The sequence below is a fragment of the Nocardia donostiensis genome (genome assembly GCF_002081715.1).
Classification (GTDB): domain Bacteria; phylum Actinomycetota; class Actinomycetes; order Mycobacteriales; family Mycobacteriaceae; genus Nocardia; species Nocardia donostiensis.
In genome coordinates, this window is record NZ_MUKP01000102.1 from 1 (window position 1) to 5,320 (window position 5,320).

Here is a 5,320-nt window from a genome sequence, read left to right on the forward strand (position 1 = left end):
GCCACGTCCTTACCGTCGGCCAGTAGCCGATCGGCCTCGGTCAACTTCCACACGACCTGCTCAGGAGTATGTCGTTTCCGTGTCGCCATGAATATCGAGCCTTTCCGCCCACAACGTGGGCATTCAGACTCTCACAACCCCCGGACCGGACCAGCGGGGTAAGGCCATGCCTGCCGCTTTGCTGCGCAGCCGAACTTCGTCCCGGAAACGGCAACGAAAATCATCACCTTCTCGGCGCCGCCCGCAATCTGGTAGTGGAGGTGATCGCGTGAGCGACAGGAAGAAGGAAAACGAATACGACGTGGTCGTTGTCGGCGGGGGTGCGGCGGGGCTGAATGCCGCGTTGGTGCTGGCCAGGGCCGATCGCCGGATCGCGGTGGTGGATGGAAAGGAGCCCCGGAACGCGCCAGCCGCACATCTGCACGCGTTTCTGGCCAACGACGGAGCACCCCGAGCCGCCTTCTTCGAGGAAGGCAGAATCCAATTGACTGGGTACGGGGTGGAGCTGATCGAGGGTCAGGTGGACCACATTGCTCCCGGTTTCTCGGTGCGACTCCAAGGGGGCCAGACGATGCGGACCCGGCAAATCCTCATGGCCACGGGCCTGCGTGACGAGCTGCCCGAGATTCCTGGAGTGCGTGAGCGGTGGGGCCGGGACCTGCTGCATTGCCCGTACTGCCATGGGTACGAAGTTCGGGGGCAGCCACTCGGAGTGCTCGGAACCGGTCCTGGGTCGGTGGGCCAGGCGCTTCTGCTACGCCAGTGGTCCGACGACGTGGTGTTACTTCCAGGAAAGCTGGATGTGACCGAAGAGGAGCGCTTGCGGCTGACTGCCCGTGGTGTGCAAATCATGGAGGGCCGGATCGAACGGCTCGTAGTGGATGACGACCGGTTGCGCGGGGTCGAACTGGCCGAAGGGCACGTCGTTCCTCGCGCCGTGGTCTTCGTTTTCCCACGAATGGTCCCTCGTGACGAATTGCTGTTCGACCTCGACTGCGCCCGGGACGCGAACGGCTGGTTGATCACTGATCGTGCTGGACGAACAAGCGTGCCCGGGGTGTGGGCTGCGGGCAATGTCGTCGATCCGAGGGCGCTGGCGGTCACCGCGGCCGGTATGGGAGCCGCAGCCGCCTTCGCCATCAACCACGACTTGGTGGACGACGAGGTTGGCCGGGCCGTTGCGGCCTTTCGGGACCGGAACCCCGAACGGTAGGTCCCCACCGACCGCCCGAATGACACCTTTCGCTGACCAATCCGAAGGAGCCTTTCTTGCTCTACCGAGATTTCCGAGACCAAGCGGCACTGGACGCCGAGTATGCGGTCGAGGCGACCGTCGACAGCGACGCCGTACTCGCGCGCTACGTGAGCCTCAGCGACGCGGTGCGCGCGAGGCTCGACGCACGTCTCGACATTCAGTTCGGCCCGACTCTCGACGAACACCTCGACCTCTATACGGCCACGAAGAATGCCGGGCCGCGGCCCATTCTGGTTTTCATACACGGAGGCTATTGGCGCACGTTGTCCAGCAAGGAGTTCGCCCTGGTGGCTGCCGGTCCTGTCGCGAACGGGGTCGACGTAGTGGTGACCAACTACTCGCTGGCACCCAAGGTAACCATCGACGAGATCACCCGGCAGAGCCGCGCGGCCATCAAATGGATCTACGAGAACGCCGAGTCATGGGGCGGCGACCGGAACCGGATCTACGTGTCCGGCCACTCCGCAGGAGGCCACCAGGTCGCCATGCTGCTGGAGACCGACTGGAGTGCCGAGTACGGCCTGCCCGCTGACGTCGTCAAGGGCGGTGCATCCATCAGCGGCCTCTTCGATCTGCGTCCGCTGCCCTACACAGAGCTGGCGCCCGCGCTACAGCTCAGCCGCCGCACGATCGAGCTGCAAAGCCCTCAACTCCATCGGCCCCGCCTGTGCGCACCGCTCCTGATCAGCTGGGGTGAAGTCGAGACCGCCGAATTCCGCCGACAGTCACAGGATTACCTCGCGACCTGCCGAGCCGCGGGGGCACAGGTGCGCGGCTTTCCGCAACCGGGCCTCGACCACTTCGAGGCCGTTCTCGGGCTCAGTATCGCTGACAGCGATCTCACCAAAGAAATTCTCGACCTGATGGACCTGCCCTCGCCGGCACCCACGCCGTAGTGGGCCTGCTTACTTCTACAGCGGATGAATCAAGGACAGGAGAGGACAATGTCGATTCCCGAACTTCCGGAGCCTGAGTTCGAAGTGCATCAGTGCGTGCTCATGGTCCGGTACGAACCGAGTTCGGCGGCGCTTGTCGACGGATCCGGTTTCGACATGGACTCGAAGGAGGGAGACGTCACGGTTCTGGACGACGAGTGTGCCGCCGCTCCGTCCGGAGTCAGCTATACCTCGCGAGTCGTCATGACGAGCGAGACGACATTCACCGAGGCCGGCCTGATCACCTTGGGGTCTCCCGGAGACATCGTGCACTTCACCACGGTCTTCGAGGGGGTACTGGAGGCCAGCGCCCGCGAGGGAACCCTGCAGGGGTCTGTCATCTGGCGCCTCACCCACGGCGAGGGACGCTACGTGGGCGCGAGCGGCCTGGTGAGTTCGATGTTCACCTTCCAACCGGATATTCCGGCGTCACGAGAACTACAGATCATACGGCTGTTCTTGCCTCAGCAAACACACTCGACCCGAGGAGGGCTGTTTCATGCGAAAAACTGACCAGCGCACTGACGTACATATCGAGGAAACCCGGCTGCCGACGGTACGGCACAAGAAGGAGGGACTGCACGTCGCATCCGTGGGCAATGTCTACCGATTCCTCGCTACCGGTGACGAAACCGACGGCCGGTACTCGCTGTTCGAGACAACACTTCCGTCCGGGGAGGGTGCGCCTTTTCACTGGCACACCCGGGAAGAAGAGGCTTTCTACGTGTTGGACGGAGAAGTCGCCTTCTATACGTCGGAGGAGCGGGTCCTGGCTCGACCCGGAACGTTTCTCAACATGCCTGTCGGTTTCGTCCGGGGTTTTCGCAACGAGGCTGAACGTGATGCCCGGATGCTGATTCTCGTGGCACCGGCTGGGCTGGAGGGCATGTTTCTCGAGGACGGCGTCGTGCTCGAGCATCCGGAGGCGTCCGCACCGCCCGTGTCCGCCGAGGCGAAGGAGTGCCCCCTCACCGGTCGCAAGTACGGAATCGAGTACCTTGCCCGCCCACTGCCGAATCCACCTCGCGCGGGCCACTGACTTCCGCCGGCGCTTCCGTCAGCTCGGTTCGAGGGGGATTTTGTATGCCGAGGGCCATCCCGGTTCGCCCGAGGTCTAGTGAGAGTGGATCGCACTGGCCATGCCACTGCCCCGGCCCCGCTGAGACGAAGATCCACTTCGGGTCTCATCAGCCGCCTTCGAGATCAAGTGAGATCGATCTGTCGGCTACCGGCACCGCCGGTAGCCGATGAGCTTGGATTTCGATCTCGACGGCGTCGGGGTAGGCCAGCGGTTCGAGGACATCGAATACTCGGGTCCACACTCCGAACGCTCCAGAGTGGTCACCCGCCGCCTGCAACGCATCGCCGAGATGGGTCGAGGTAATAAGCTGCGGATTGCTGACCGCCATCTGCGGCCACTACCCGTTCTGCTGCTCCTCGGCCCGTTCCTCTCGATGTAGTTGTTTCTGCTGGGATGACGAACCGAGAACCGAGAGTCGCGGGTGGTGATTCCTTCCCGCGCTCCACTCAGTCGAACAGCGCATCGTATTCGTTGAAGTCCGGCTTCATCCCCGCGGCGACGAGTTCCCATAGCACTTCGTCGGTGCCGCTGCCGATCCGGGACAACCGCATATCCTGCCACCATCCGGCGAGCGGAGTTTCCGCCGTCAGATATCCGGCGCCACCGAAGATGTGGAGGCATTCCCCGACAACTTCTTGACCCAGCCGCGCAGCGGTGACCTTCAAGCCGGCCGCCGTTCGTACGTCGATCTGCTCCGTCGCCGCCACCCCCTGCAACGCGAGTCGTAGCATGTCGACCCTGGCGTGCAGCTCGGCCACCCGAAGGCGCAATGCCTGGTGGCCGAACAAGGGTTTGCCGAACTGCTCACGTCGCATCATCCGCGCAACAGTGAGGCCGAGAACTCGGCCACATGCGCCCGACACCTGAGCCGCGATCGATAGGCGCTCATGCGTCAATCCCCAGGTTATTGCGGCTAACCCGGTGCCGGGACGGCCTAACAGTGCCTCATCGGGCAACCAGGTGTCGAACTCGATCGGGGCCGTGTCCAATGAGTTCGCCCCCAACTTGTCGTACGGTTTGCCCACCGACGCCGACGTCAGGGGAAGTGCGAACAAACCGAGGTTACCCGGCCGAGGGTCGTCTCCATTCTCTACGCATCGCGCGAGCACCAATGCGAAGTCGGCTACGTTGGACAGCGATACGAACGCTTTCGCCCCCGTCAACACATACCCGTTACCGTCACGGACGGCGGTCGTCCGTACAGCCTGCAGGTCCGAGCCGCCCGTCTCCTCTGATACGCCGATACATAGCACCGCGGTGCCTGCCGTCGCGTCGGCGCACAGCGAGCGGAGATGATCCGAACCGGCGAATCGGTGAAGTACGGCAAGTGCCGAGTCGTGCAGACTCACCCCTACACCGACGCCACCCGAGCATGCCGCGCCGAGTGCAGTATGCAACCCGACGAGTTTGGCGAGTTGGAACCGATACCCTCCCGCCCATTTGTCGGCGAAGACCCCGGCAGCGCCGAGGCGGGAAAGAACTTCTCGTGGAAAAACGCCCTGCCGCGCTGCCTCTGCCACCGTCTCTCGGAATCTGTCGTCGAGCACGGCCTCGACTGCGGCACAGAAGTTCTCGGTCGAAGTACCGTTCGTCACCGCATTATTCGGCACGCCGAGACCTCCTGCGCTTGTCCAATGCAACCCAATGTGTTTCGTGGCGACATCACGAGAACCATGTCGCCACCTCCAGCCTCCGCAACTTCCCAGAAGTTGTGCGGGGTAGTTCACCTGGTTTCACCAGCACCACTTTTCCAGGTACAACACCGCATTCGGCCGTTACCGCGGCGATGATCCGATCTTCGGTGCCGGTGACCGGCTTACCACTGAACTCGGCAACCACCAACAGGCGTTCGGCGCGGACCTCGGTGCGCTGTGCAGCCATCGTCGCGACCACGCCCCCAGGCCGGACGCCCGCAACCAGCGCGGCGACCCGCTCTACGTCGTGGGGAGAAACATTGTGCCCCGCGACGGTGATGACTTCTTTGGACCGCCCGCACACCACCAGCTCCTCGCCCAACAAGTAGCCGATATCCCCGGTCGGGGTCCAGTC

Annotated in this window: 6 protein-coding genes and 1 pseudogene; 4 read left to right on the forward strand and 3 right to left on the reverse strand. The window is 63.5% G+C overall.

All coding sequences use genetic code 11. The features are described from left to right. Positions 1-268 precede the first annotated feature (268 nt). The 4 genes from B0T44_RS25930 to B0T44_RS25945 are packed head-to-tail and all read left to right on the forward strand — an operon-like array spanning position 269 to position 3,229. Complete coding sequence (locus B0T44_RS25930) at positions 269-1,213, forward strand: NAD(P)/FAD-dependent oxidoreductase (protein WP_077117315.1); 945 nt, start codon at positions 269-271, stop codon at positions 1,211-1,213. 56 nt (positions 1,214-1,269) lie between these two features. After that, entirely contained in the window at positions 1,270-2,151 is an 882-nt protein-coding gene (locus tag B0T44_RS25935) for an alpha/beta hydrolase (protein ID WP_077117313.1), read from the forward strand. A gap of 48 nt (positions 2,152-2,199) precedes the next feature. Beyond that, positions 2,200-2,703, forward strand: a complete 504-nt coding sequence (locus B0T44_RS25940) for a hypothetical protein (RefSeq protein ID WP_077117310.1) — start codon at positions 2,200-2,202, stop codon at positions 2,701-2,703. Continuing rightward, positions 2,690-3,229: a cupin domain-containing protein gene (locus tag B0T44_RS25945; protein ID WP_077117308.1), complete on the forward strand. Its 540-nt coding sequence runs from the start codon at positions 2,690-2,692 to the stop codon at positions 3,227-3,229. The genes B0T44_RS25940 and B0T44_RS25945 overlap by 14 nt, the downstream gene beginning before the upstream one ends. 148 nt (positions 3,230-3,377) lie before the next feature. Here B0T44_RS25945 and B0T44_RS26900 read toward each other — a convergent pair whose 3' ends face one another. The 3 genes and pseudogenes from B0T44_RS26900 to B0T44_RS27425 form a co-directional block, all read right to left on the reverse strand. Continuing rightward, positions 3,378-3,599, reverse strand: coding sequence for a hypothetical protein (locus tag B0T44_RS26900; RefSeq protein WP_139347830.1), 222 nt, complete (start codon positions 3,597-3,599; stop codon positions 3,378-3,380). A 118-nt stretch (positions 3,600-3,717) separates the two neighbouring features. Continuing rightward, positions 3,718-4,881, reverse strand: a complete 1,164-nt coding sequence (locus tag B0T44_RS25955) for an acyl-CoA dehydrogenase family protein (RefSeq protein ID WP_139347829.1) — start codon at positions 4,879-4,881, stop codon at positions 3,718-3,720. A gap of 52 nt (positions 4,882-4,933) precedes the next feature. Further along, positions 4,934-5,320 (reverse strand): annotated as a pseudogene (locus B0T44_RS27425) (long-chain-fatty acid--ACP ligase MbtM); the annotation flags it as partial.

What these genes read in the sequence shown, in the direction of transcription:
- B0T44_RS25940 (WP_077117310.1), top strand. Translation starts at nt 2,200, where the DNA reads ATGTCGATTCCCGAACTTCCGGAGCCTGAGTTCGAAGTGCATCAGTGC.
- B0T44_RS25945 (WP_077117308.1), top strand. Translation starts at nt 2,690, where the DNA reads ATGCGAAAAACTGACCAGCGCACTGACGTACATATCGAGGAAACCCGG.
- B0T44_RS26900 (WP_139347830.1), bottom strand. Translation starts at nt 3,599, where the DNA reads ATGGCGGTCAGCAATCCGCAGCTTATTACCTCGACCCATCTCGGCGAT.